Source organism: Pseudomonas fluorescens, assembly GCF_902497855.1.
Lineage (GTDB): Bacteria > Pseudomonadota > Gammaproteobacteria > Pseudomonadales > Pseudomonadaceae > Aquipseudomonas > Aquipseudomonas fluorescens_BI.
Genome location: NZ_CABVHU010000012.1, coordinates 71,068 through 96,878 on the forward strand (window position 1 = coordinate 71,068; position 25,811 = coordinate 96,878).

Below are 25,811 nucleotides of genomic sequence, written 5' to 3' on the forward strand. Positions count from 1 at the left end.
CTTGGACGCTGAGCAGTGCGCCAACCATCATGGAGAGACCTGCAATGCCCAGCCCACTGCGCCCGGATCCGCGCCGGTTTCCCCTGCACGTCCATATCAGCGTGACGTTCACCTGCCTGCTGTTGCTGACCGGGGTGGTGCTGGGCATTTTCAACTATCGGCAAACCACGCAGATCATTCTTTCCAGCAGTGAGAAACTCTTCAACCGCATCGAGCAGGACGTCCGGCTTGACCTTCACGCCACGTATGAGCCGATTCGTCATCTGTTGAGCCTGCTGGTGGACAATCCGGCAGCGGCGGCGCCCGACCTGGAGCAACGGCTGGCGCTGCTCAAACCCTTCAGCCAGTCGCTCAAGGACAACCCAGACCTGGCCTCGCTGTATCTGGGTTACGACAATGGCGATTTCTTCATGGTCCGTCCGCTGCGCACCGCCGATCTGAAAACCCGGCTGAAAGCTGCGGATACGGCGGCTTATCAAGTGTGGAGCATCGAGCGCAACGGCAGCGACAGTCAAATGCATTCCCAATCATTGTTTTTCGACCAGGACCTGAACCTTATCAGTCGTCAGGAGCACCCCGACGAAACCTACGATCCGCGAACCCGCGCCTGGTTCTCCAGCGCCCGCAGCGACAGCGATCAGATCACCACCGAACCCTACGTTTTTTTCTCCACCCAAAACGTCGGCACGACCCTGGCCCGACGCAGCGGCGAACGTGCTGTCATGGGCGCCGACCTGACCCTGGCCGAGCTCTCGGCAACCCTGGCCAAACATGTGGTGACCCCCGGTACCGAAATCGTCCTGTTCGATGCCAAGGGCAATGCCATCGCTTATCCCGACAGCCGCCGACTGATCATCGATGATCGGACCGCCCGCCTCATCAAGGCCGCCGACCTCAGCCCCAGCCTCGGGGCGCTGCTTGACAGTCCTCCCGTTGGCAATCGGCTGCAGGCCGCCGGCCGTCAATGGATCGTTGCGCGCAGCCGCATCCAGGAGGGAGGTCCCCAGGGCCTGCAACTGGCGCTGCTGGTGCCCGAAGACGAGTTGCTCGCCGATGCCTACCGCATGCGCTGGCAAGGCGCGCTGATTACCTTGGCCACGCTCTTGTTATGCCTGCCGCTGGGCTGGCTGACCTCCAGAATGCTGGTCAAGCCGTTGCGCGCACTGGTGCAGGAGGCCGACGCGATTCGCAGTTTCGACTTCAACTTTCCCGCCTCCCGTCGCTCGCCGGTACTCGAGATCGACCAGTTGAGCGTGTCGATGGCGCGCATGAAAGACACCCTGGCGAGTTTTTTCCGGATCACCGACAGCCTGAGCGCCGAGACCCGATTCACCCCCTTGCTGGAACGGGTTCTGTTTGAAACCGTGAAGATCGGCCAGGCCCAGGCCGGCCTCATTTATCTGCGGGAAAATGATGGCGATCGCCTGGAGCCCCATGGCCTGGTGATCAATGGCGCGCCACAGGCGTTGGCGTCATTCGATGTCCAGGGCCGCGCACTGCAGGATCAGCAGAGCCCGGCCTGGCTGCAACAGCTGTCGAAGGCCGACAGCGTCGTCACCCACCTCGTCTTCGAACAGGCGGCCGATTTGCAGAAAGTCCTGCTGGCGTTGGAATGTCCCCGGGTTCATCTGATCGGCATCCGGCTGCACAATCGTCAAAACGAAACCGTGGGCCTGCTGATCCTGTTGTTGGCCGATAGCGGTCTGCCAGGCGACCTGGAAAACCTGCGCCCGGACCGCATCGCGTTTATCCAGGCGGTTTCCGGCGCGGCCGCCGTGTGTATCGAAACCCAGCGCCTGCAAGCCCGACAAAAACAGCTGCTCAATTCGTTCATTGAACTATTGGCCGGTGCCATCGATGCCAAAAGCCCCTACACCGGCGGGCACTGCCAGCGAGTCCCGGTGCTGACGCTGATGCTCGCCCAGGCCGCCGCGGCCAGCCAGGAACCCGCCTTCAGCCGCTATCAACCCACCGAAGACGAGTGGGAAGCCCTGCACATCGCCGCCTGGCTGCACGACTGCGGCAAAGTCACCACGCCGGAGTACGTGGTCGATAAAGCCACGAAACTGGAAACCCTGAACGACCGCATTCACGAAATCCGTACTCGCTTCGAAGTCCTCAAGCGCGATGCCTGGATCAACTATTGGCAAGCCATGGCCCTGGGGGGTGACGCGCCACACCTGGCCGAACTGCGCAACGCCACCCTGGCCGGGCTGGATGATGATTTCGCCTTCGTCGCCCGCTGCAACCTGGGCGGCGAGGCGATGGCCGAGTCCGACCTGCAGCGCCTGCGCACGCTGGCCAGGCGCACCTGGACCCGAACCCTGGACGACCGGCTGGGGGTGTCCTGGGAAGAGAACCGGCGCCAGACCCGAACGCCCGCGCCAACCCTGCCGGTCAGCGAACCGCTGCTGGCGGACAAACCCGAGCATCTGTTCGAGCACGCCGAAGCCGAACTGATCCCGCACGACAATCCCTGGGGCTTCAAACTTGACGTGCCCCGCTACAAATACAACCGGGGCGAACTCTACAACCTGAGCGTTGCTCGCGGCACCCTGACCCGCGAGGAACGTTACGTCATCAATCATCACATGGTGCAGACGATCCTGATGCTCAGCCACTTGCCCTTCCCCGGGCACCTCGGCAACGTCGCGGAGATCGCGGGCGGCCATCACGAAAAAATGGACGGCACCGGTTACCCCAAACGATTGAAGCGCGAAGAAATGAGCCTGCCGGCGCGGATGATGGCCATTGCCGATATTTTCGAAGCGCTGACCGCCGCCGATCGCCCCTACAAGAAGGCCAAGCCCTTGAGCGAAGCGCTGGCCATCATGGCGACCATGTGCCGCGATGCTCACATCGATCCGGAGCTGTTCGGGCTGTTCATCAGTGAGCGGGTTTACCTGCAATACGCCGAGCAATTTCTCGACCCACGACAGATCGACGCGGTGGATCCCTCAAGCCTGCGGGTCAAGGCAGGCTTGAATCCATGATCAGCAGTCGGTCAGGCGCAGGAAAATCGCCGCCAGTCGTTCGATACCGGCTTGATCTTCAGCGGTAAACCGCGCGAGCTTCGGGCTGTCGAGGTCCAGTACGCCGATCAATCGGCCGTTTTTGACCAGCGGTACGACCAGCTCGCTATTGGACGCGCTGTCGCAGGCGATATGCCCCGGGAACGCGTGCACGTCTTCGACCAACTGGGTTTGCAAGGTCGCCGCCGCCGTCCCGCACACGCCGCGACCGAAGGCAATTCGCACGCAGGCGATCTGCCCCTGAAACGGCCCCAGCACCAGCTCATCATCGCGATTGAGGTAGAAGCCGGCCCAGTTCAAATCATCGAGCTGGTGGTACAGGAACGCCGAAAACTGCGCGGCGTTGGCAATGAAATCCCGTTCATCGGCCAGCAATGACTCCAGCTGCGCCCACAGCATGCCGTAGCCTTCGAGGCCCTGGCCGCTCTTTTGCAAATCGATCATGCCTTGTGCTCCAACAGCTTGAGCCCGACCCAATAGCGGGCGAATTGATAGGCGCATCGCCCGTTGCGATTGCCCCGCCCCGTGGCCCAGCGCACGGCGAGGATGTCCAGTGCGGCATCACGCTGCCACTCGAGACCGGCCTTGTCGGCCAGTTGGCCGATCCAGTGCTCGACGACGTTGAGGAAGTGGTCCTGGGTGAACGGATAGAACGACAGCCACAGGCCAAAACGGTCCGACAGGGCAATCTTGTCTTCCACCGCCTCGCTGGGATGCAGTTCGCCGTCGACCCTTTTCCAGTTTTCGTTATCGCTTTCCTTTTCCGGCACCAGGTGGCGACGATTGGAGGTCGCGTAGAGCAACACGTTATCCGGCGCCTGTTCGAGAGAACCGTCGAGTACGCTCTTGAGTACCCGATAATCGCCCTCACCCGACTCGAACGACAGGTCATCGCAGAACAGCACGAAGCGCTGGGGCAATTTGCCAATCTGCTCGACTACGCGTGGCAAGTCCGCCAGGTGATCGCGTTCGATCTCGATCAGCCGCAGCCCCGCCTGGGCGTGTTCGGCCAGCAAGGCGCGCACCAGGGACGATTTGCCCGTGCCGCGCGAGCCCCAGAGCAAGGCGTGGTTGGCCGGCATGCCGTCGAGGAACTGTTGGGTATTGCGCCCCAATTGCTCCACTTGCCGATCGACGCCGATCAGGTCGGACAAACGCATGTCGAGGCTGACGTGCAGCGGCAACAGGAACCCGCTGCGCCCTTCGCGTTGCCAGCGTGCAGCCAGGCAGTGCCTCCAGTCGATGGCTTGCCGGGGTGCGGGCAACAGCGGTTCGATACGGGCCAGCACGGCATCGGCGCGTTCAAGAAAAGCATTCAATCGGGAATCCACGTCTTCTCCTCGGGCACGTTCACGGTAATGATGCGTTACAGCGATCCAACACAGCGTACGATGGCCTTTTCAGCCCTTGAACAAGGGTTGCGCGGGAACATCGGGATCCATGCATGATCGACTATGCTTGAGCAGCGAAGGGAAACGGAAGTGGTTCAACACCCCATGGATATCAAGTTCACTAACCGACTGTCCTATAAGCAAGCCCGGCTGACCGTACTGGTCGGCTTCATTCTGGGCACGCTGCTCAGCCTGCTGCAAATAAGCATCGATTATGCCAGTGAAGACGCCTCCATCAACCGCGAAATCCTGTCATTGCTGGAAATCAGCCATAACACCGCTTCGCGCATCGCCTACAACATCGACGCCGAACTCGCCCAGGAACTGGCCCTGGGCCTGTTGCGCTCGCCCGCCATCATCGGCGCGCAATTGACCGACAACAACGGTACGGTGTTGGCCAAAGTCAAGCGCCCTGGCTCGCAAAGCGGTTACAGGGTGATCAGCGACTTTCTGTTTGGCGCCAACCGGCGCTTCGAAGACCGCCTGTACCTGGATAATCTACCGTCCGAATCCCTCGGCACCCTGCGCCTGGACGTCGACACCTATGCCTTCGGCAGCCGGTTCCTGAGTCGGGCAGAAGTGACCCTGCTCAACGGCTTCACCCGTAGCCTGCTACTGACCGGCATCCTGCTTGCCCTGTTCTATGTGATGCTGACCAAACCCTTGGTACGGGTGATCCGTGAACTCAGCGGCCGCAATCCGCGCAGTGTCGAACCGACGTGGCTGGAGTGCCCCGCCGGTCATGAACACGATGAGATCGGCGTGCTGGTCAAAGTTGCCAACCAGCAATTCGAAAACATCGCCACCGAAATCCAGCAACGGCGCAATGCCGAAAACCGTCTGACCGAATACCTCGGCCAACTGGAAAACATCGTTTCGGCCCGGACCGCGGAATTGAAGGCAATCAACACCCGGCTCAGCCAGTCCAACGAGGAACTGGAAGTCGCCCGCAGCACCGCCCTGGACATGGCCGAAGCGCGCTCGGCGTTCCTGGCCAACATGAGCCACGAAATCCGTACCCCCCTCAACGGACTGCTGGGGATGATCGCGCTCTCACTGGATGGCCCGCTCAATGCCGAGCAACAGCAACAGCTGTCCATCGCCCATGACTCGGGAAAAGTGCTGGTGGAATTGCTCAACGATATTCTCGATTTGTCGAAATTCGACGCGGGTCAGCTTGAACTCGAGCACATTCCGTTCGACCTCGGCGCGCTGATCGAAGACACCGCCAACCTGCTGTCGCAGAACGCGGCACCGAGCGTCGAGCTGACCTGCCTGATCGATCCGCACTTTCCGGCGCTGGTGCTCGGTGACCCGACCCGGGTCCGGCAGATCGTCAGCAACCTGTTGTCCAACGCCCTCAAGTTCACCCGGTTCGGTCGGGTCGATGTGCGCCTGTCCACGTTCGGGGACGGCGTCAGGATCGAGGTCTGCGACACCGGCATCGGTATCGCCCAGGAGGCCCAGGTCAAGATCTTCCAGCCCTTCACCCAGGCGGGTTCCGGCATTACCCGACAATACGGCGGTACCGGCCTGGGCCTGGCACTGACCTACAACCTCTGCGAAGCCATGCAAGGACGCCTCACAATCAGCTCCGAAGCCGGCTTCGGCAGCCAGTTCTGCGCCGACCTGCCGCTGCCGTGCCACACCCGCGCCCTGACGCCGGCAAAGTTGCCGGGCAAGGTTATCGCGATCACCGCCGCCAGCAGCGGTCTGGCGGAATTGCTCAAGAGCCTGTTGCCGGGTTGGGGCCTGGAGTATCAGCAGCGGTCGATCGACGACTCGTTGATCGGACTGGACCCGGATGTGGTGATCACCGACTGCCCCGAATGCCTGTTCGGCTTGCGGCCCACCTGCCCTGCACCGATTTTGCTGGTGACCGCCTATGGCAGCTTCTTGCCCAGCGAAGAAGCCAGCGCCCTGGCGCCCTTGCAGCAACAGGCACGCCCCCTGGCGCGTAATGCGCTGTACCAGACACTGCGGCGGGTGCTGCAGCCGGACCTCAACACAATCAACGATGCCCGGCTCGATCATCGCTCAGCCTTGCGACGCGGACGGGTGTTGCTGGTGGAGGACAATCCGGTCAATCAACTGGTGGCCAAGGGCATGCTTGGCAAACTCGGCTGCGAGGTGGTCGTCGCCGCTCACGGTGGCGAGGCCCTGGATCAACTCGATCAGAGTGAGTTCGATCTGGTGCTGATGGACTGCAACATGCCGGTGATGGACGGTTACGAAGCCAGCCGGCAAATCCGGCGCAGCGGGCGCTGGCCACAGTTGCCCATTGTCGCCCTGACCGCCAATGCGATGTCCGAAGAACGCGAACGCTGCCGTGCAGCGGGCATGAGCGACTACCTGGCCAAACCTTTCCGCCGCGAAGAGCTGGCCGCCCTGCTGGATTTGTGGATGCCGACTACGACAGTGCCTTGATCTGGCCCAATAGATGATCGAGGCCCTCACGCAGATCATTCAGGCGATCCAGATCGACACCGCTGTCGCACAACAGACGCGCCTTGAGCGGCCCCACCCGGGCGCGCAACGCCTCGCCGCCGGGTGACAGGCTCAGGTGCACTTCACGCTCATCCCGCGCCGAACGCTGACGCTGCACCAGCTGCAACTGCTCAAGCCGCTTGAGCAGCGGCGTCAACGTGCCGGAATCCAGCGCCAGGCGTGCGCCCAACGCCTTGACCGTCGGCTGCTCCGGGGTCGCTTCCTGCCACTCCCACAACACCAGCATCGCCAGGTATTGCGGGTAGGTCAGGCCGAGCTGATCGAGCATTGGCTTATAAGCGCGGATGACCGCCCGGGAAGCGGCATACAGCTTGAAGCAGAGCTGGCTGTCGAGCTTCAGGGAATCGACGGACAAGGTATTCATTTGAGCAGGGCTTCAATCTCGCCGCTCAGGTCCTGCGGCTTGGTCGCCGGCGCGAAGCGCTTGACCAACTGCCCGTCCCTGCCGATCAGGAACTTGGTGAAGTTCCACTTGATGCCCTGGGAACCCAGTACGCCCGGTGCGCGTTTTTTCAATTGCACGAACAGCGGATGGGCGTCGGCGCCGTTGACTTCGATCTTTTCGAACAGCGGGAAGCTGACGCCGTAGTTCAATTCGCAGAACTCGGTGATTGCCCCTTCGTTACCCGGTTCCTGATTGCCGAACTGGTTGCAGGGAAAGCCGAGCACGACCAGGCCTTGGTCCTTGTAGGTTTGCCATAGCTCTTCCAGCCCTTTGTACTGCGGAGTGAAGCCGCATTTGCTTGCGGTATTGACCACCAATACGGCTTTGCCGGCGTAATCCGCCAGGGTCTTTTGCTCGCCCTTGATGGTGGTGCAGGGAATGCTCAGCAGACTGTCGCTCATGATATTGACTCTGAAGGTAAGGCAGGTCTGACAAACATAGCGAGCAATTGAATTGTGTGCAATTTAATAAATCGATCTTCCGCCGTGCAACACGAACTGTAGGAGCTGGCTTGTCGGATCGCCGCACCGCAGCGAAGGCGGACTCGAGCCTTGCATCGCCAACGCAGACGCCTTCGCCGGCAAGCCGGCTCCTACAGGGCTCGCTGAACCGACCAAAAATCCAGGTTAGGTACGCGGCACCAGGTCCAGGCACACCGAGTTGATGCAATACCGCAGCCCGGTCGGCGGCGGACCATCCGGGAACACATGCCCCAGGTGTGCATCGCACTTGGCGCAAACCACCTCGGTGCGAATCATGCCATGGCTGACATCACGGATCTCGACCATGGCACTGTCGCCAATCGGCGCGTAGAAACTCGGCCAGCCACAGCCAGAGTCGAATTTGGTCTTGGAGTCGAACAACGGCTCGTTGCAGCAAATGCAGTGATAGACACCGTCAACCTTGCTGTCATTGTATTTGCCGGAAAACGGACGTTCGGTGCCCTTGAGGCGGCAAACGTTGTACTGCTCCGGATCGAGCATCGCCTTCCATTCTTCCAGGGTTTTTTCCAACTTTTCCATTGTCACACCTCAGCGGCTGAAAAAGCCCGATCTGTACCTTTTCCACGGATCGGGCGGCACGTATGATTGCGCCTCGTCAAACGCCAGTCTGGCAGCCAGACCACGCGCATTCAAACGGATTTATGGGTGCTGCATCTCAAGGCGTCAGGCCTGCGTGAATACGCAGGATTCCCAGCACGGTCGTTCACACGCCGCCTGGATCGTTCATTTTCGGGAACACATCGCCATGCAGGTCAGCAAATCGAACAAGCTCGCCAACGTCTGCTACGACATTCGCGGCCCAGTGCTCAAGCACGCCAAACGCCTGGAAGAGGAAGGCCATCGCATCCTCAAGCTGAACATCGGCAACCCGGCGCCCTTTGGTTTCGAAGCGCCGGATGAAATTCTCCAGGACGTGATCCGCAACCTGCCGACCGCCCAGGGTTATAGCGACTCCAAAGGCCTGTTCAGTGCACGCAAGGCCGTCATGCAGTACTACCAGCAAAAGCAGGTGGAAGGCGTCGGCATCGAAGACATCTACCTGGGCAACGGCGTTTCCGAGCTGATCGTGATGTCGATGCAGGCCCTGCTCAACAATGGCGACGAAGTGCTGGTGCCGGCCCCTGACTATCCGCTGTGGACCGCCGCGGTGAGCCTGTCGGGGGGCAACCCCGTGCACTACCTGTGCGACGAGCAGGCCAACTGGTGGCCGGACCTGGCCGACATCAAGGCCAAGATCACCCCGAATACCAAGGCGCTGGTGATCATCAACCCGAACAACCCGACGGGTGCCGTGTATTCGAAAGAAGTCCTGCTGGGTATGCTGGAACTGGCCCGTCAGCACAACCTGGTGGTGTTCTCCGACGAAATCTACGACAAGATCCTGTACGACGATGCCGTGCACATCTGCACCGCTTCGCTCGCGCCGGACCTGCTGTGCCTGACCTTCAACGGCCTGTCCAAGTCCTACCGCGTGGCCGGGTTCCGCTCCGGCTGGATCGCCATTTCCGGCCCGAAACACCACGCCCAGAGCTACATCGAAGGCATCGACATGCTGGCCAACATGCGCCTGTGCGCCAACGTGCCGAGCCAGCATGCGATCCAGACCGCCCTCGGCGGGTATCAGAGCATCAATGACCTGGTGCTGCCCCAAGGTCGTCTGCTGGAGCAGCGCAACCGAACCTGGGAACTGCTCAACGACATTCCGGGCGTGAGCTGCGTCAAGCCGATGGGCGCACTGTATGCGTTCCCGCGGATCGATCCGAAAGTTTGCCCGATCCACAACGACGAGAAATTCGTGCTCGACCTGCTGCTCTCCGAAAAACTGCTGGTGGTGCAAGGCACGGCCTTCAACTGGCCATGGCCGGACCATTTCCGAGTCGTGACCCTGCCGCGGGTGGATGACCTGGACATGGCCATTGGACGTATCGGCAATTTCCTCAAGTCCTATCGCCAGTAAGCGAGATGTCACCCTGCGGCGCGTATCGAAGTCGAAAGGTGATTGATTCAGCAACATATCTTTTCGCCCTGTCTTCCATCACGCCTCCCACGGCTGACAGAGGACAGGTTGCTTGCTCGCGCCTAACAACGACGGGGCCTGCGAGGTCAATTGGCTGAAAAACACCTCCCCCCATCAGCGTCGGAAATGTCCTTCAACCAGCTAGACTCTTGCTGTAGGACACAGTTTGAAATAGTCACCCGGTTGAATAGCCCGGTGCAGCACCTTATATACCCCGCAGTACGCTACATCTTTAGCATGAGGAGATTTCTACAACCATGATGCGCATCCTGCTGTTTTTGGCCACTAACCTGGCGGTCGTGCTGATTGCCAGCATCACCCTGAGCCTTTTCGGCTTCAACGGGTTCATGGCGGCCAACGGGGTTGATCTCAACCTCAATCAGCTGCTGATTTTCTGTGCGGTCTTTGGTTTCGCCGGTTCCCTGTTCTCGCTGTTCATCTCCAAGTGGATGGCGAAGATGAGCACCAGCACCCAGATCATCACCCAGCCGCGCACACGTCACGAGCAATGGCTGCTGCAAACCGTTGAGCAACTGTCCCGGGAAGCCGGGATCAAGATGCCGGAAGTCGGGATTTTCCCGGCCTACGAGGCGAACGCCTTTGCCACCGGCTGGAACAAGAACGACGCGCTGGTCGCGGTCAGCCAGGGCTTGCTCGAGCGATTCTCGCCGGATGAAGTCAAAGCCGTGCTGGCCCACGAAATCGGCCACGTGGCCAATGGCGACATGGTCACCCTGGCGCTGATCCAGGGCGTGGTGAACACCTTCGTGATGTTCTTTGCACGGATCATCGGCAACTTTGTCGACAAAGTGATCTTCAAGAACGAAGAAGGCCAGGGCATCGCCTACTACGTGGCGACCATCTTTGCCGAACTGGTCCTGGGCATCCTGGCCAGCTCCATCGTCATGTGGTTCTCGCGCAAACGGGAATTTCGTGCCGACGAAGCCGGAGCACGCCTGGCCGGCACCAGTGCAATGATCGGCGCTCTGCAACGCCTGCGGGCGGAACAGGGGTTGCCGGTGCACATGCCGGACACCTTGAATGCCTTCGGCATCAACGGTGGCATCAAGCAAGGGTTTGCCCGCATGTTCATGAGCCATCCGCCGCTGGAAGAGCGCATTGACGCATTGCGTCGTCGGGGCTGATCAGGCTTCGCACTAAAAGAAAAGGCCCGCAGTGAATGCGGGCCTTTTTTTGTCTGCTGATTTTTGCAGTGTTCATTCGGGTCGGTACAAACAACACAAATCTATCGGCTGGAAACCCGATAAACCCGCTCCTCAAGCCGCGTCACCCCCGCCTCCAGAAACTTCCAGCTCTCCCCCAGCACATCCTGGTCTTCCAGAACCTTCAGCGACCACACCCCCCCGAAAAACCGCTGCACTTCGTCATCGAGCACGGCAAACGGCGGGCCTTCCATTTGCGCCTGGTCGTAGTCCAGGGTAATCAGCAGCCCCAGCGAATCCTTCGGAAGAATCCGCTTCAGATGCTCGGCGTACTGCTCGCGCATTGTCGGCGGCAAGGCGATCAATGCAGCGCGGTCGTACAACGCACTGCAATCAGCGACATCGCCGGCCGTCAACGCGAAGAAATCACCACACCAGATCTCGATCGAGCCCGCCCGATAGACAGTGAAGGGGCCTTGGTCGCTGACGTCCGGATCAAATTGATGCTCGTGGAAAAAGTCTTCCACCGCTTTTTCCGACAATTCGACGCCCAACACCTCGTGACCGCATTTTGCCAGCCACAGCAGATCCAGGCTTTTCCCACATAACGGCACCAGTACGCGCGAGCCCTCTTCCAGGCCCAGCTGCGGCCAGTACCGTTGCAGATATGGATTCACTTCCGGCAGGTGAAAGCCGATCTGATTCGACGTCCATCGCTTGTGCCAAAACTCCGGCTGCATAATTAATCCCGAAAATTCGATCAAAAGACCCTAAAACTTATATTAGATTTAGATCAATGATCTGACTGAAGATGATGCCATCTTACCCCTCAGGAGCTCATTCATGTTCCCCAGCCTGTACATATCCCATGGCTCGCCCATGTTGGCACTCGAACCGGGCGCCAGCGGGCCCGCCCTGGCTCGCCTGGCCGCTGAATTGCCGAAACCCAAGGCCATCGTAATTGTATCCGCGCATTGGGAAAGCAATGAACTACTGGTCAGCGGCAACCCAAAACCCGACACCTGGCATGACTTCGGCGGGTTTCCACAGGCCTTGTTCGAGGTGCAATACCCGGCGCCCGGTGACCTGCACCTGGCGACAGAGGTGGTCGAGCGGCTGGAAAACGCCGGCCTGCCCGCGCGCATCGACCCCAAGCGACCGTTTGACCATGGAGCCTGGGTGCCCCTGTCGTTGATGTATCCGCAAGCCGATATCCCTATCGTGCAAGTCTCGCTACCCACCCACGGTGGCCCGGCCCTGCAAACCCGGGTAGGTCAAGCCCTGGCCGGTTTACGCGAACACGGCGTGCTGCTGATCGGGTCCGGCAGCATTACCCACAACCTGCGCGAACTGGACTGGCACGCCGGCCCGGAAAGCGTCGAACCCTGGGCCAGGGAATTTCGCGACTGGATGGTGGAGAAACTCGAGGCCCAGGATGAAGTCGCGTTGCACGATTATCGTCGGCAAGCGCCGAACGCCGCGCGCAACCATCCGAGTGATGAACATTTGTTGCCGTTGTACTTTGCCCGCGGCGCCGGAGGCACATTCAGCGTGAGCCACGCGGGATTCACCCTGGGCGCCCTGGGCATGGATATTTATCGCTTCGGATGACGCATGGACCTCACCACCTGCGGCGGTCAGGCTCAGACCACATCGACTCCGACATGAATTGCATCATGCCGCCAGAACTCCAGGTCACAATCGATCAGCCGTTGATGCTGATCGTAATTGACCCGGGCAATCCGCAGCCCCGGACTGCCCACCGACACCCGTAGAGCCGCCGCCGCATCCACCGACAGCGCCGTCGGCACGATCTCGAAACGCACCCGCCCATAATGCAAATCGTAATGCCGGGCATACAGCTCGGTCATCGACTGATTCAAATCGAACTGCAGAATCCCCGGAAAATAGTGCGGATTCAAATAGTGCTCGACATACAACACCAGCCGCTCATCAATGCGCCGCGCCCGGCAAATCTGGATCACGCTCGACAACGCCGGCAGTTGCAACCAGGCACAGACCGCCGCCGATGCCGGCTGCAGCCGCGCCGAAATCACCTCGGTGGACGGCACTCGCCCCTGGGCGCTGACCATGGCGTGAAAGTGACTGCGCTGCATCAGGTTGTACGCCAGGCGCGGTGGCGATACGAACCAGCCACGACGCTCCTCCCGATAAATCTGACCCTGGGCTTCCAGCTGTAACAACGCCTCACGCACGGTGATCCGGGTGGTACCGAACAACTCACTGAGCTTGCGCTCGGCCGGCAACTTGCTCCCGGGCGCCAACAGGCCATGGCCAAGCTGGTCCTGCAGGACCTGCCCGATCGCTGTCACCGCCTTGGTTGTCTCGATGCGCATCAACGTTACCTATCTGGACTAGACCAGCGCTGCTTCAGGGCAGAACCGCGCGTCAAACCGGCTCCATCAACTCTGTGCAAGCCTAGGCACTGCACATGACTGACAGATGACAAAGTTGCCGAACGGTTGCTCCAGGCATTTGCACCTGCACCTGCAAATACATGGCCAAGTCCTTTCATTTCAGGTCTTTAGCCATGGTCTACGCTTATCTCCAACCCTGAGGTATCCAGCGCAGGAAACCTGGGCAGGCCAGCGCTCGACATCAAAATGTCATCCCGGCCGCCTAGATTGGCTCAGGTATTGCTGACCTAGACCAACACAACCGCAATCGCAGCGTTGAAAACGCCCAAAGGAGCTTCGGATGAAAAAGCTTTTCCTGGCATCACTGTTAGGCTCGACCATTGCCATGTGCACCGCTGCCATGGCCGCTGACACCGACCTGAAAACCCTGGAAGCCGCGGCGAAAGCGGAAGGTGAAGTCAACAGTGTCGGCATGCCCGATAACTGGGCGAACTGGAAAGGCACCTGGGACGATCTGGCCAAGCTTTATGGCCTCAAACATATCGACACCGACATGAGCTCGGCCCAGGAACTGGCCAAGTTCAAAGCCGAAAAGGACAATGCCACTGCCGACATCGGCGACGTCGGTGCCGCCTTCGGTCCGATCGCGGTCAAGCAAGGCGTTTCGCAACCCTACAAGCCAAGCACCTGGGAGCAGATCCCGGCTTGGGCGAAGGATAAGGATGGCCATTGGGCGCTGGCTTACACCGGCACCATTGCCTTCATCATCAATAACAAGCTGCTGCACGGCTCCGAGGCGCCGACCAAATGGGCCGACCTCACGAAGGGCAAATACAAGGTGACCATCGGTGACGTGAGCACTGCCGCCCAAGCCGCCAACGGCGTACTGGCTGCGGCCATTGCCAAAGGTGGCGACGAGAAGAACCTGCAGCCGGCCCTGTTGATGTTTGCCGAGATCGCCAAGCAAGGTCGTCTGTCGATGTCGGACCCGGTCATCGCCAGCATGGAGAAGGGTGAAGTCGAAGTCGGCGTGGTCTGGGACTTCAACGGCCTGAGCTACAAGGCCAAGATGGCCAATCCTGATGACTACACCGTGCTGATTCCATCCGACGGCTCGGTGATCTCCGGCTACACCACCATCATCAACAAGTACGCCAAGCACCCGAACGCCGCCAAGCTGGCGCGCGAATACATCTTCAGCGATGCCGGCCAGATCAACCTGGCGCGCGGCAATGCCCGTCCGATCCGCGCCGAACATATAAAACTGCCGGAAGAGGTTCAGGCCAAACTGCTGCCGAACGAGCAGTACAAAGGCGTGACGCCGATCAAGGACGCGGACGCGTGGGAAAAAACCTCCAAGGCCCTGCCGCAGAAGTGGAACGAAGAAGTCATCGTCGAAATGAAGTAATGCTGGATCTGTAGGAGCCGGCTTGCTGGCGATCCAGACACCTCGGTTTCTCTCTGGGCACCGTGGTGATCCAATCGCCAGCAAGCCGGCTCCTACAGGTTTGAGAGAACCCACGGAGTTCCGCCCCTATGAAGCACAACGTCATCCTTGTCGTGCTCGACGGCCTCAATTACGAAGTCGCGCGTCACGCCATGGGGCACCTGCAGGCTTACGTTGGCGCAGGACGCGCGGCGCTCTATAAACTGGAGTGCGAACTGCCGGCCCTGTCCCGACCGCTGTATGAATGCATCCTGACCGGCGTCACGCCGATCGACAGCGGCATCGTCCATAACAACGTCTCGCGCCTGTCCAGCCAGCGCAGCATCTATCACTACGCCACCGACGCCGGCCTTGTCACTGCCGCCGCGGCCTATCACTGGGTCAGCGAGTTGTATAACCGTTCGCCGTTCGTGGCGGCCCGGGATCGTCACACCGACGATCCGGACCTGCCGATCCAGCACGGCCATTTCTACTGGAGCGATCACTACCCGGACTCGCACCTGTTCGCCGACGCAGAAAACCTGCGCCTGCGGCATGCGCCAAATTTTCTCCTGGTCCACCCCATGAACATCGACGACGCCGGGCACAAGCACGGCCTCGACACTGCGCAATACCGCAACAGCGCCCGCTCGGCGGACATCATCCTCGCCGACTACCTGCAAGGCTGGCTCGATGCGGGATATCAGGTTCTGGTGACCGCCGACCACGGCATGAACAACGATCGCTCCCACAACGGCCTGCTGCCCGAGGAACGGGAAGTGCCGCTGTTCGTTCTCGGCGACGCCTTCACCTTCAATGCCAATGCCGCACCGAAACAGACTGAAATCTGCGGCACCGTCTGCGAACTGCTCGGCGTGACGCACGACAAACCTGTGTGCCGGGAGCTGCTCAAGTGAACGCCATGACTCGCGGCAAATGGCTGGCGGCGCTGTGCCTGGTGCCTTTCACGCTGTTTTTCATCGTGTTCCAGATCGCCCCGCTGACGTGGGTGATGATCAATAGCCTGGAATCGGAAGAGTTCGGCTGGGGCCTGGCCAACTTCATCAGGATCTTCAACTCGAAGTTCTATTTGCAGGCGATCCAGTACAGCCTCGAGATCAGTTTCTGGTCCAGCGTGTTCGGGATCATCATCGCCGTAATTGGCGCCTACTCCCTGCGCCGCGTCGACTCGAAACTGCGCAACTTCGTCAACGCCTTCGCCAACATGACCAGCAACTTTTCCGGCGTCCCCCTGGCCTTCGCGTTCATCATCCTGCTGGGCTTCAACGGCAGCTTCACCCTTATGCTCAAGCAGGCCGGGATCATTCAGGACTTCAACCTGTACTCGAAAACCGGGCTGATCATTCTCTACACCTACTTCCAGATTCCTCTCGGCGTGCTGCTGCTTTACCCGGCGTTCGACGCCTTGCGCGAAGACTGGCGCGAGTCCGCCGAATTGCTCGGCGCCAACGGCTGGCAGTACTGGCGGCACATCGGCTTGCCCGTGCTGACGCCGGCGCTGCTGGGCACTTTCGTGATCCTGCTGGCCAACGCCCTGGGTGCCTATGCCACGGTCTACGCGCTGACCACCGGCAACTTCAACGTGCTGACGATCCGCATCGCGGCGATGGTCTCCGGTGATATTTCCCTGGACCCGAACCTGGCCAGTGCCCTGGCCGTGGTGCTGGTGGCGTTGATGACCCTGGTGACCATCGTGCATCAGCTGCTGTTGAAGAGGAGCTACCATGTCCAGCGCTGAACCGGGCCCTGCCGGTATCTACCACCGGGTGGTGGTGTACCTGCTGTTCGCCATTCTATTGCTGCCCCTGCTCGGGACGCTGATCTACTCGATCTCCAGCAGCTGGTCGGCGACCATTTTACCCAGCGGCTTTACCTTCAAGTGGTACGTGCAACTGTGGAGCGACCCACGCTTTCTTCATGCCTTCGGACAATCGTTGCTGGTGTGCGTGGGTGCACTGGTGCTGTCGGTGGTGCTGATTCTGCCCTTGCTGTTTGTGGTGCATTACCACTTCCCGAAACTCGATGCGCTGATGAACATCCTGATACTGCTGCCCTTCGCGGTGCCGCCAGTGGTGTCATCGGTGGGCCTGTTGCAGCTTTACGGTTCGGGACCGTTCGCAATGGTCGGGACGCCGTGGATTCTGATTGGCTGTTACTTCACCGTGGCGCTGCCGTTCATGTACCGGGCAATCACCAACAACCTGCAGGCGATCAACCTGCGTGACCTGATGGACGCCGCCCAACTGCTCGGGGCCAGCACCTTTCAAGCGGCGTTCCTGGTGGTGCTGCCAAACCTGCGCAAGGGCTTGATGGTGGCGTTGCTGCTGTCGTTCTCGTTCCTGTTCGGCGAGTTCGTGTTTGCCAACATCCTCGTCGGCACCCGCTACGAAACCCTGCAGGTCTACCTCAACAACATGCGCAACAGCAGCGGCCATTTCACCAGCGCGCTGGTGGTTTCCTACTTCTTCTTCGTGCTGATTCTGACCTGGGCGGCCAATATCTTGAACAAGGACAAAAGCGAATGAGCTACGTCAGCGTCCAACACCTCCAAAAGAGCTATTTGGGCACCACGGTCTTCAGCGACATCAACTGTGAGATCAGCAAGGGTGAATTCGTCACCCTCCTCGGCCCGTCCGGTTGCGGCAAGTCCACACTGTTGCGCTGCATCGCCGGGCTGACGCCGGTGGACGGCGGCAAGATCCTGCTCGACGATCACAACCTCGTTCCGCTGAGCCCGCAGAAACGTGGGATCGGCATGGTGTTCCAGAGCTACGCGCTATTCCCCAACATGACGGTGCAACAGAACGTCGCCTTCGGTTTGCGCATGCAGAAGGTCAACGCCGACGACAGCCACAAGCGCGTCGCCGAAGTGCTGAAACTGGTGGAGCTGAACGACTTTGCCGCCCGTTATCCGCATCAACTGTCCGGCGGCCAATGCCAGCGTGTCGCCCTCGCCCGCTCCCTGGTGACCCGTCCGCGCCTGTTGCTGCTCGACGAACCGCTGTCGGCGCTCGACGCGCGAATTCGCAAGCACCTGCGCGAACAGATCCGTCAGATCCAGCGCGAACTCGGCCTGACCACGATCTTCGTCACACACGATCAGGAGGAAGCGCTGACCATGTCCGACCGCATTTTCCTGATGAATCAGGGAAAGATCGTACAGAGCGGCGATGCCGAGACGCTTTACACGGCGCCTGTCGATGTCTTTGCCGCCGGCTTTATCGGCAACTACAACCTGCTGGACGCCGACAGCGCCTCGAAATTGCTGCAACGGCCGATCACCCATCGCATCGCGATTCGCCCGGAGGCCATCGAGCTGAGCCTCAATGGCGAACTCGACGCGCAGGTCCGCAGCCACAGTCTGCTGGGCAATGTGATTCGCTACCGTATCGAAGCCCGGGGCGTGGAATTGGTGGTGGATGTGCTGAATCGCTCGGCGGCCGACCTGCATCCCGATGGTCAGCGCCTGGCGCTTTCCATCGATCCGACGGCCCTGTGTAAGGTAGCCTGATGCCCTTGCTGATGTTGAAGAGAGAACCGTACTGATGGCCCTGGCAATTTTTGATCTGGATGAAACCCTGATTCACGGCGACTGCGCCACCCTCTGGAGCGAGCAAATGGGCCGCCTGGGCTGGGTCGATCCCGAGTCGTTCATGCGTCGCAACAACGAACTGATGGACGCCTACAGCCACGGCAAATTGCGGATGGAGGAGTACATGACCTTCAGCCTCGAGCCGATGATCGGCCGCACGCCGGAAGAAGTCGACCATCTGGTCGGGCCTTGGGTGGAAGACTTCATCGAACCGATCATCTTCAGCGATGCCACCAAAGCCATCGCCGCTCATCGCAAGGCCGGAGACCGAATCCTGGTGATCTCCGCTTCCGGCACGCACCTGGTCAGGCCGATCGCCGATCGCTTGGGCATCGACGAAATTCTCGGCATCGAACTGGAAGTGACGCACGGCGTTTATAGCGGCAACACCGTTGGCACGCTGACCTACCGCGAAGGCAAGATAACGCGCCTGCTGGAATGGCTGGATGCGGAAGAAGAAAATCTGGAAGGAGCGAGTTTCTACTCCGACTCACGTAACGATTTGCCGCTGCTGCTAAAGGTGGACTTCCCACACGTGGTGAATCCGGACCCGGTGTTGCTCGAACACGCCGAAAAAGCCGGCTGGCCGATCCATCTCTGGAAGTAACCGCCACCCCCTGTAGGAGCAAGCTTGCTCGCGATGGACGTTAACGATAATGCGTTTTTTCTGAATGAACGCATTGTCCTTGAGACCATCGTCGGAACGCCGCCCGGAGCAAGCTCGCCCCTACAAAAGGATCACGTGAGGCTAGCGTCGATTATCAGCACCAACTTCCCCGCCACCTTATTGCTCGCCAGCTCCGCAAACGCCGCCTCGGCATCCTTGATTGCAAACGTCTTCGCCAGTTGCGCACTCAACCGCCCTTCGGCAAACAACGGCCAGACATGCTGGCTCAAGTCACTAAACAAATCCGCCTTGAACCGATCGTCGCGACTGCGCAGGGTCGAACCCAATAATTGCACGCGTTTGGCCAGTACCTGGGCCAGATCCAGCTTCGCCTCACGGCCGCCCATCAACCCGATCAGCACCCAACGGCCATCGCGAGCCAGCAGCTTCAGATTCAGCTCAGCGTAATTGCCACCCACCGGATCGAGGATCACATCGAACGGCCCCAGATCATTCAAACTCTGCAGATCGCCGTTGCGCACCACGCCGCCCTGCGCGCCCAGCGCTTCGCAGTAAGCCAGGCGCTCGGCGGAACCGACGCTGACCCAGCATGGGTTGCCAAACGCCTTGCACAGCTGAATGGCAGCTGAACCGATTCCACTTGCCCCCGCGTGCAGAAGAACTTTCTCACCTGGTTTGAGCGCAGCTAATTGAAACAAATTCAGCCAAACGGTCGCGTACACTTCGGGTAGCGCTGCCGCCTCGGCCAGCGACATTCCGTCGGGAACCGGCAACACATGCCGTCCGTCGACAACCACCTCTTCGGCCATCCCGCCCCCGGCCAGCAAGGCGCAGACCCGATCACCGACCTGCCAGGAGGAGCCCGGACCGACCTCGCTGATGACCCCCGAACACTCAAGACCCAGTACCTGACTGGCTCCCGGCGGTGGCGGGTAAAGACCCGCTTTCTGTAACAAATCGGCGCGATTGAGACCCGCTGCCGCCACACGAATGCGGACTTGTCCTACATCACACGTAGGACTGGGCTCTTCCACCCACTCCACTCGACCTTCCACGCCTTGCAATGCTTTCACAGTGCCTCCATAGTGAGTCTGGACTGAGCCCGTAGCTGTAGCGCCGGGCTTTTTGCATTATGCGACCGGCCTTTACGGAACCGGCGACTTCAAAGACGGCCTAATATGCGTTATCAATTGTCCCCGCGTCGAATCAGCATGAAGCATTTGTTCCCCAGCACCGCCCTAGCCCTGTTTATTGGTATCGGCCTGATGCCGATGTCGAGCAATACATTCGCAGCCAATAGCTGGGACAAGCTTCAGCCTGACCGTGACGAAGTGATCGCCAGTCTGAACGTCGTCGAATTGCTCAAGCGCCACCACTACAGCAAGCCGCCGCTCGATGATGCGCGCTCGGTCATCATCTACGACAGCTACCTCAAGCTGCTGGATCCGTCGCGCAGCTATTTCATGGCCAGCGACATTGCCGAATTCGACAAGTGGAAAACCCAGTTCGACGACTTCCTGAAAAGCGGCGACCTGAACGCCGGGTTCACCATCTACAAGCGCTACCTGGACCGCGTCAAGGCGCGTCTGGACTTTGCCCTTGTCGAGCTGAACAAAGGCGTCGAAAAGATCGACTTCACCACCAAGGAAACCTTGCTGATCGATCGCAAGGATGCCCCTTGGCTCAAATCCACCGCGGACCTCGACGAACTGTGGCGCAAACGCGTCAAGGACGAAGTCCTGCGGATGAAGATCGCCGGCAAGGACTCCAAGCAGATCCAGGAAACCCTGACCAAGCGCTACAAGAACCAGTTGGCGCGCCTGGACCAGACCCGTGCCGAAGACATCTTCCAGGCGTACATCAATACCTTCGCCATGTCCTACGACCCGCACACCAACTATCTGTCGCCGGATAACGCGGAGAACTTCGACATCAACATGAGTCTGTCCCTCGAGGGCATCGGCGCCGTGTTGCAGAGCGATAACGACCAGGTGAAAGTCGTGCGCCTGGTGCCGGCAGGCCCGGCCGACAAGACCAAAATGGTTGCTCCGGCGGACAAGATCATAGGTGTTGCCCAGGGCAACAAGGAAATGGTCGACGTGGTCGGCTGGCGCCTGGACGAAGTGGTCAAGCTGATCCGGGGTCCGAAAGGCACCGTGGTGCGCCTGGAAGTGATTCCGGCCAGCAATGCACCGAACGACCAGACCACCAAGATCGTCCCGATCACCCGCGAAGCGGTGAAGCTTGAAGACCAGGCAGTGAAGAAGTCGGTCCTCAACCTCAAGCAGGATGGCAAGGATTACAAGCTCGGCGTCATCGAGATCCCGGCGTTCTACCTGGACTTCAAGGCCTTCCGTGCCGGTGATCCGGACTACAAGAGCACCACTCGCGACGTCAAGAAACTGCTGACCGAATTGCAGAAAGACAAGGTCGACGGCGTGGTCATCGACCTGCGCAACAATGGCGGCGGTTCCCTGCAGGAAGCCACCGAGCTGACCAGCCTGTTCATCGACAAAGGGCCGACCGTGCTCGTGCGCAATGCCGATGGCCGGGTCGACGTGCTTGAAGATGAAAACCCGGGCGCGTTCTACAAAGGCCCGATGGCGCTGCTGGTCAACCGCTTGTCGGCCTCGGCTTCGGAGATTTTTGCCGGTGCCATGCAGGACTACCACCGCGCTCTGATCATCGGCGGCCAGACCTTCGGCAAAGGCACCGTGCAGACCATTCAGCCGCTGAACCATGGCGAACTGAAACTGACCCTGGCCAAGTTCTACCGGGTTTCCGGCCAGAGCACCCAGCATCAGGGCGTACTGCCGGACATCGACTACCCGTCGATCATCGACACCAAGGAAATCGGCGAAAGCGCCCTGCCGGAAGCCATGCCGTGGGACACCATCCGCCCGGCGATCAAGCCTGCGCTCGACCCGTTCAAGCCGTACCTCACCCAGCTGCAGTCCGAGCATGACGTGCGCACGGCCAAGGACGCCGAGTTCGTGTTCATCCGCGACAAGCTGGCCCTGGCGCAGAAACTGATGGCGGAAAAAACCGTCAGCCTCAATGAAGCCGACCGTCGTGCCCAGCACGCCGATATCGAAGCCAAGCAGCTGGCGATGGAGAATCTGCGTCGCAAGGCCAAGGGCGAAGAGCCGCTCAAAGAGCTGAAGAAAGAAGATGAAGACCTGATCGCTGCCGAACCGGACAAGACCAAGCCGGAAGACGATGCCTACCTGAGCGAGACCGGGCGGATTCTGCTGGATTACCTGAAACTCAATACGGCGGTGGCCAAGCATTGAGATGATGGCAACTTAATGCTGACGCTCCCCGGAGCGTCTTCATCAAGTCGTGAAGAAAGGACCGAGTGCAATTTGCACCCGGTCCTTTTTTTATTGCCAGAGATCGCCACCACAACCGAGTGCCAGCGCTTCTACCGCAGCGAATGTAGAATCAATCCGCAGAACCACGAGACGCCAGCGCTTTGAGTTTGATCTCTGCCAACGGATGCCCCGCCTTGGCAGCCATCTCCCAGAACCGCGCCGCTTCAACCGGATCCGGTGCCTTGCTCGCCGTCCCCGCCAGGCTGATCACGCCCACCTGATACGCCGCCTTGCCATCCCCCGCCAACGCCGCCAGGCGCAACAAGCGAACGCCTTCCTCACGCGCCCCAAGGCCAACGCCGCGAAAGGTCAGGATGTGTCCATAGAAGCTCTGGGCGCCAACGTCACCCAGGTTCGCCATGCGTGCGAACTGGCCCTCGAGCCAGCTCCAGCCACGGGGCTGGCGGACGAACCATGACCAGTGAAACAAGCGCCGGGCGAGCCAGTAACCGGCTCGCGCCTTGAGTCGCAGAAACATTCAGGCTTCCGCCGACTCGGGGTATTCGTACTCGAACACTCGCACCACTTCCGAAGCATGCCAGGAGGCAGCAGCGACACCATCGGAAGGCCCGGAAAAACGCCCCAGGCGTTCGACACATTCGAAGAAGCCGGTGCGCGGCAGGCGACTGGCACCCTGGCTGATCACCAGCGAACTGCGCAGGGGTTGTTCGGCCTTGGCGTCCAGCGCGGCCAGATGTTCAAGGGCGGCTGTCAGGGTTTGCATGGCCGGCGTCGGAAGCTGCAGACGCTCCAGCAATGCGCGATAAGTCAGAAGGTGACGCTGACGACGGGCCTGATCCAGCTCGCCGAGTAATCCATCCCAATGGTGACGACTGATGCGTACGCTCACGATTCATCCCTCCACCCTGGCACCGTCAATTCCCAGGCCAGGCTGCGGCGAATCGCAGCGTCGGGTTGACGCTCGCCACTTTCGATCAAGGCCAGATAAGACGGGCTGATGCCTACCGTGCGGGCCAGCGCCTCAATGGCGATGCCCTTCCCTTCGCGCAAACTGCGTAGTTGGTCCAGACCCGGAAGAATCGGGTCGGCTGATGCCGCATGACGCTCCGGAGTGACCTGCGGCAGTTGCTGGTTGATGCCTGCTGCTTTCAGTAGAGCCTGATACTGAGCCCACGGCAGAACCGCATACTCGGGCTCGCCTTCGCGTGTGATTATCTGAATATCCATGACTTCCCCGTAGGACAACGACACTTAGCGAGTCGGCACTTTTCCCTAGAAGTGTAATCCTAACAGCGGCTAAGGTCGCGAGGGGTTTGAATATAAGGACGTCTTGAAGGGGCTCAGTGCTTTTTCGGGTGCTGAAGCTTGAGTTGCTCCGGGGTATCGGGCAGGCGCTCGACAATGGCGAGCTTCTCCGGCAGCTGGCGTTTGCGCCAGGCGCGGAAGGCGTTGAGTTCGTCGTCGAGGACTTTCATCAGCCAGGCCAGCACGGCGATGTCATCGAGCATGCCGAACATTGGAATGAAGTCGGGAATCGCATCCACCGGACTGAGGAAGTACATCAAGCCTGCGACTACCGAAATCAACGCTTTCGGGCTGATGGCGCGGTACTCGCCTCGCCAATAGGCCAGGCACAGCGCTTGTAACAAGCGCAGATCATCCTTGAGCTTGCCCAGCCGGTTGCCTTGGGTGGCACCTTTGCTGGCAACCGCGAACAACAAGGTCGGCAAACGTCCACGCGCGAGCAGACGTCCGGCGAGTGGCAGAAAACGAGCGAAATTCCAGGGTGCTTTCATGTTTTCCTCCCGCTGAAATGTTATCCACACAAATTGTGGATAACCTTGTGAACAGAGCTGCATTTCGCGGCTGAAGGCCCCGTTTCATAAGGGCTGAGCTCAGATCGGGCGTTTTTTACTCACATAAAAAAACCCAAGATTTCATTGACTTGGCGCTCTGGCGCGAATAGCACGGCGCCCTCAATGGCTATGACTCCAGCGTTCGGCATCCGTTCGCATTGTTTACCCTTGCTGAACCTCAGATGCAACAACGCCTCGCATGAGCGAGGCGTTGCAGGTGGAACAGACGCCGATTACTGGGCAGCGTCGTCCTGTTTTGCCGGATCCTTGATCGCCAGCAGTTCCAGGTCGAACACCAGCACCGAGTTGGCTGGAATCGCCGGGCTCGGGCTTTGGGCGCCGTAAGCCAGTTCGCTAGGAATGTACAGTTTGTACTTCTCGCCAACGTGCATCAGTTGCAGGCCTTCGACCCAACCCGGGATCACACCGCTGACCGGCAGATCGATCGGGCTGCCACGCTCGACGGAGCTGTCGAAAACGGTGCCGTTGGTCAGGGTACCGGTGTAGTGAACGGTCACTACATCAGTCGCCTTGGGCTGTGCGCCATCGGCTTTCTTGACCACTTCGTACTGCAGGCCCGAAGCCGTGGTAGTGACACCGGCTTTCTTGGCGTTGTCTTCGAGGAACTTCTTGCCGGCGGCTGCCGACTCTTCGCTCATCTTGGCCATACGTTCTTCAGCACGCTTTTGCAGTGCTGCAAAGGCTTCAACCAGCTCTTCGTCCTTCAGCTTCTGTTCTTTCTTGCCAACGGCATCTTCGATGCCCTGGGCAACGGCTTTGGAGTCCAGATCATCCATGCCTTCCTGAGCCAGGCTCTTGCCCATGTTCAGGCCAATCCCGTAGGAAGCTTTTTGCGCCGGGGTTTTGAGCTCTACGCTGGTCTGCGAATCACAACCCGCTAGTACCAGGCCAACCAGGGCCACCGCCGCCGCCAACCGATGCTGTTTCATGCTATTTCCTTGTTCATGCGCCTAAAGGGCAATCGAGTAAAGCCGCGAGCTTATCAGGCGGCCACGACCAATGGCTACCGGCATGAGAGCAGGAAATAGCTGATAAGTTCAGGTGTTTCAACGCATTTCTGGAATCGGAGGATGAAGAGTCTGTCATCTTCGTCTGTAGGAGCCGGCTTGCCGGCGAAGGCGTCTATCCGGCCAGCGAATGGCTTGAGGCCGCCATCGCCGGCAAAGCCGGCTCCTACAGGGGTCTTGTGGCGACGCTGGCAAAAGCCAATCTCCAGACAGCAAAAAGCCCGCACTAGGCGGGCTTTCCGTGTGGCGATCTGGCGTTCAGCATTCCAGATAACCGAATATGGCGCAGCGGACGGGACTCGAACCCGCGACCCCCGGCGTGACAGGCCGGTATTCTAACCGACTGAACTACCGCTGCGCGTAGCGTTGAAAGTGGTGGGTGATGACGGGATCGAACCGCCGACATTCTGCTTGTAAGGCAGACGCTCTCCCAGCTGAGCTAATCACCCTTTACCTTCGTTGCGGGGCACATTATGCCACGGTTTTTC

General features: G+C 59.9%; 25 protein-coding genes and 2 tRNA genes. 12 read left to right on the forward strand and 15 right to left on the reverse strand.

Annotated features, from left to right (window positions below; all coding sequences use genetic code 11):
- Window positions 1-44: 44 nt before the first annotated feature.
- Window positions 45-2,993, forward strand: a complete 2,949-nt coding sequence (locus tag F8N96_RS22720; protein ID WP_150799720.1) for an HD domain-containing phosphohydrolase — start codon at window positions 45-47, stop codon at window positions 2,991-2,993.
- On the opposite strand, the gene F8N96_RS22725 is transcribed toward F8N96_RS22720, so the two are convergent.
- Window positions 2,994-3,476 carry a GAF domain-containing protein gene (locus F8N96_RS22725; protein WP_150799721.1) on the reverse strand — a complete coding sequence of 161 codons (483 nt, stop codon included), beginning with the start codon at window positions 3,474-3,476 and terminating at the stop codon, window positions 2,994-2,996.
- On the reverse strand, window positions 3,473-4,363 hold the full coding sequence (locus F8N96_RS22730; protein WP_150799722.1) for an ATP-binding protein: 891 nt from the start codon (window positions 4,361-4,363) through the stop codon (window positions 3,473-3,475). Before F8N96_RS22730 ends, F8N96_RS22725 begins: the two co-directional genes overlap by 4 nt.
- A gap of 165 nt (window positions 4,364-4,528) precedes the next feature.
- Between F8N96_RS22730 and F8N96_RS22735 the strand changes: the two genes are divergently transcribed.
- A complete protein-coding gene (locus F8N96_RS22735) occupies window positions 4,529-6,850 on the forward strand; it encodes a response regulator (RefSeq protein WP_150799723.1) in 2,322 nt (773 codons plus the stop codon).
- Here the strand turns inward: F8N96_RS22735 and F8N96_RS22740 are convergent.
- The 3 genes from F8N96_RS22740 to msrB form a co-directional block, all read right to left on the reverse strand.
- Window positions 6,834-7,295: a MarR family winged helix-turn-helix transcriptional regulator gene (locus F8N96_RS22740; protein WP_150799724.1), complete on the reverse strand. Its 462-nt coding sequence runs from the start codon at window positions 7,293-7,295 to the stop codon at window positions 6,834-6,836. The two genes, F8N96_RS22735 and F8N96_RS22740, sit on opposite strands and share 17 nt — an antisense overlap.
- Complete coding sequence (locus F8N96_RS22745) at window positions 7,292-7,777, reverse strand: glutathione peroxidase (protein WP_150799725.1); 486 nt, start codon at window positions 7,775-7,777, stop codon at window positions 7,292-7,294. The genes F8N96_RS22740 and F8N96_RS22745 overlap by 4 nt, the downstream gene beginning before the upstream one ends.
- 225 nt (window positions 7,778-8,002) lie before the next feature.
- Window positions 8,003-8,398 carry a peptide-methionine (R)-S-oxide reductase MsrB gene (gene msrB / locus F8N96_RS22750; protein WP_150799726.1) on the reverse strand — a complete coding sequence of 132 codons (396 nt, stop codon included), beginning with the start codon at window positions 8,396-8,398 and terminating at the stop codon, window positions 8,003-8,005.
- Window positions 8,399-8,624: 226 nt separating this feature from the next.
- On the opposite strand from msrB, the gene F8N96_RS22755 reads away from it, so the two are divergent.
- Together F8N96_RS22755 and htpX are read left to right on the forward strand one after the other, a co-directional pair.
- Window positions 8,625-9,836 carry a pyridoxal phosphate-dependent aminotransferase gene (locus F8N96_RS22755; protein ID WP_008030363.1) on the forward strand — a complete coding sequence of 404 codons (1,212 nt, stop codon included), beginning with the start codon at window positions 8,625-8,627 and terminating at the stop codon, window positions 9,834-9,836.
- Window positions 9,837-10,153: 317 nt separating this feature from the next.
- Window positions 10,154-11,041, forward strand: coding sequence for a protease HtpX (gene htpX / locus F8N96_RS22760; protein ID WP_064676487.1), 888 nt, complete (start codon window positions 10,154-10,156; stop codon window positions 11,039-11,041).
- Window positions 11,042-11,142: 101 nt separating this feature from the next.
- Here htpX and F8N96_RS22765 read toward each other — a convergent pair whose 3' ends face one another.
- Complete coding sequence (locus F8N96_RS22765) at window positions 11,143-11,799, reverse strand: thiopurine S-methyltransferase (RefSeq protein ID WP_150799727.1); 657 nt, start codon at window positions 11,797-11,799, stop codon at window positions 11,143-11,145.
- Between the two features lie 103 nt (window positions 11,800-11,902).
- Here F8N96_RS22765 and F8N96_RS22770 point away from each other — a divergent pair, with 103 nt between their 5' ends.
- Complete coding sequence (locus F8N96_RS22770) at window positions 11,903-12,670, forward strand: DODA-type extradiol aromatic ring-opening family dioxygenase (protein ID WP_150799728.1); 768 nt, start codon at window positions 11,903-11,905, stop codon at window positions 12,668-12,670.
- A gap of 32 nt (window positions 12,671-12,702) precedes the next feature.
- On the opposite strand, the gene F8N96_RS22775 is transcribed toward F8N96_RS22770, so the two are convergent.
- Window positions 12,703-13,416 (reverse strand): UTRA domain-containing protein, encoded by a 714-nt coding sequence (locus F8N96_RS22775; protein ID WP_150799729.1) that lies wholly within the window; start codon window positions 13,414-13,416, stop codon window positions 12,703-12,705.
- A 361-nt stretch (window positions 13,417-13,777) separates the two neighbouring features.
- On the opposite strand from F8N96_RS22775, the gene F8N96_RS22780 reads away from it, so the two are divergent.
- The 6 genes from F8N96_RS22780 to F8N96_RS22805 all read left to right on the forward strand — a co-directional run bounded on the left by F8N96_RS22780 (window position 13,778) and on the right by F8N96_RS22805 (window position 19,083).
- Window positions 13,778-14,845: an ABC transporter substrate-binding protein gene (locus F8N96_RS22780; RefSeq protein WP_150799730.1), complete on the forward strand. Its 1,068-nt coding sequence runs from the start codon at window positions 13,778-13,780 to the stop codon at window positions 14,843-14,845.
- A gap of 128 nt (window positions 14,846-14,973) precedes the next feature.
- On the forward strand, window positions 14,974-15,780 hold the full coding sequence (locus F8N96_RS22785; RefSeq protein ID WP_150799731.1) for an alkaline phosphatase family protein: 807 nt from the start codon (window positions 14,974-14,976) through the stop codon (window positions 15,778-15,780).
- A 5-nt stretch (window positions 15,781-15,785) separates the two neighbouring features.
- Entirely contained in the window at window positions 15,786-16,622 is an 837-nt protein-coding gene (locus F8N96_RS22790) for an ABC transporter permease (protein WP_191635384.1), read from the forward strand.
- Window positions 16,609-17,409, forward strand: a complete 801-nt coding sequence (locus tag F8N96_RS22795; protein WP_150799733.1) for an ABC transporter permease — start codon at window positions 16,609-16,611, stop codon at window positions 17,407-17,409. Before F8N96_RS22790 ends, F8N96_RS22795 begins: the two co-directional genes overlap by 14 nt.
- Complete coding sequence (locus F8N96_RS22800) at window positions 17,406-18,395, forward strand: ABC transporter ATP-binding protein (RefSeq protein ID WP_150799734.1); 990 nt, start codon at window positions 17,406-17,408, stop codon at window positions 18,393-18,395. Before F8N96_RS22795 ends, F8N96_RS22800 begins: the two co-directional genes overlap by 4 nt.
- A gap of 34 nt (window positions 18,396-18,429) precedes the next feature.
- The gene (locus F8N96_RS22805) at window positions 18,430-19,083 is read left to right on the forward strand and encodes an HAD family hydrolase (protein ID WP_150799735.1); all 654 of its coding nucleotides are present in this window, start codon (window positions 18,430-18,432) and stop codon (window positions 19,081-19,083) included.
- A gap of 131 nt (window positions 19,084-19,214) precedes the next feature.
- On the opposite strand, the gene F8N96_RS22810 is transcribed toward F8N96_RS22805, so the two are convergent.
- Window positions 19,215-20,177, reverse strand: coding sequence for a zinc-binding dehydrogenase (locus F8N96_RS22810; RefSeq protein ID WP_150799736.1), 963 nt, complete (start codon window positions 20,175-20,177; stop codon window positions 19,215-19,217).
- A 138-nt stretch (window positions 20,178-20,315) separates the two neighbouring features.
- Between F8N96_RS22810 and F8N96_RS22815 the strand changes: the two genes are divergently transcribed.
- Window positions 20,316-22,397 carry a carboxy terminal-processing peptidase gene (locus F8N96_RS22815; protein WP_191635382.1) on the forward strand — a complete coding sequence of 694 codons (2,082 nt, stop codon included), beginning with the start codon at window positions 20,316-20,318 and terminating at the stop codon, window positions 22,395-22,397.
- A gap of 151 nt (window positions 22,398-22,548) precedes the next feature.
- Here F8N96_RS22815 and F8N96_RS22820 read toward each other — a convergent pair whose 3' ends face one another.
- From F8N96_RS22820 to F8N96_RS22850, 7 genes are all read right to left on the reverse strand, one after another.
- Window positions 22,549-22,956: a sel1 repeat family protein gene (locus F8N96_RS22820; protein WP_150799738.1), complete on the reverse strand. Its 408-nt coding sequence runs from the start codon at window positions 22,954-22,956 to the stop codon at window positions 22,549-22,551.
- On the reverse strand, window positions 22,957-23,328 hold the full coding sequence (locus tag F8N96_RS22825; protein WP_007945207.1) for a hypothetical protein: 372 nt from the start codon (window positions 23,326-23,328) through the stop codon (window positions 22,957-22,959).
- Window positions 23,325-23,666, reverse strand: a complete 342-nt coding sequence (locus F8N96_RS22830) for a helix-turn-helix domain-containing protein (protein WP_150799739.1) — start codon at window positions 23,664-23,666, stop codon at window positions 23,325-23,327. Before F8N96_RS22830 ends, F8N96_RS22825 begins: the two co-directional genes overlap by 4 nt.
- A gap of 113 nt (window positions 23,667-23,779) precedes the next feature.
- Window positions 23,780-24,235 carry a YkvA family protein gene (locus F8N96_RS22835; protein ID WP_064676472.1) on the reverse strand — a complete coding sequence of 152 codons (456 nt, stop codon included), beginning with the start codon at window positions 24,233-24,235 and terminating at the stop codon, window positions 23,780-23,782.
- A 293-nt stretch (window positions 24,236-24,528) separates the two neighbouring features.
- Window positions 24,529-25,245: an FKBP-type peptidyl-prolyl cis-trans isomerase gene (locus F8N96_RS22840; protein WP_150799740.1), complete on the reverse strand. Its 717-nt coding sequence runs from the start codon at window positions 25,243-25,245 to the stop codon at window positions 24,529-24,531.
- Between the two features lie 359 nt (window positions 25,246-25,604).
- Window positions 25,605-25,681, reverse strand: a tRNA-Asp gene (locus F8N96_RS22845).
- 15 nt (window positions 25,682-25,696) lie between these two features.
- A tRNA-Val gene (locus F8N96_RS22850) sits at window positions 25,697-25,772 on the reverse strand.
- Between the last annotated feature and the right edge of the window lie 39 nt (window positions 25,773-25,811).